At 31.7% G+C, this 378-nt stretch carries 1 protein-coding gene; it reads left to right on the top strand.

Translation table 11 applies throughout. From position 1 onward, the window contains the following. Nucleotides 1-378: hypothetical protein (locus AAEY83_RS13165; RefSeq protein WP_351059419.1), on the top strand; the 378-nt coding region annotated here is incomplete at both ends.

Genomic DNA, 378 nt, shown 5'->3' with positions numbered 1-378 from the left:
CGATTTATTGTTTAACTTAAGCAATAATATAAAAAGCATTACTCAAACTACAAGTATCAATGATTTAAATAGCCATCAGCAAGATACCCTATTTCTACTAGATAACATCCAACCTAATTTCACCTATTTAGAGCAACAAGCGCTACCTTTTAATAATGCGTTTAATGCTAAAAATTTAACGGCTAAGTTTAATCAATTAAGAGAGTTACTTAACAACGATACAGGAATTTACGCCCAACAAAATAAAGTGCTCAAAAGTACTATTGCTGCGGCTCAAAATTTTGAACACTTTCAACAGCAATTTATAACAACAGAAGGTCAGCTTATTGAACTTAATAAATTGGCTGATGAGCGCTTTAATGCCTTACAAACTAATGC

Source organism: Psychrobacter sp. TB20-MNA-CIBAN-0197 (genome assembly GCF_040309765.1).
GTDB classification, from domain to species: domain Bacteria; phylum Pseudomonadota; class Gammaproteobacteria; order Pseudomonadales; family Moraxellaceae; genus Psychrobacter; species Psychrobacter submarinus.
The sequence above is the reverse complement of the archived record's forward strand: the minus strand, read 5'-3'. Positions and strand labels throughout refer to the sequence as shown.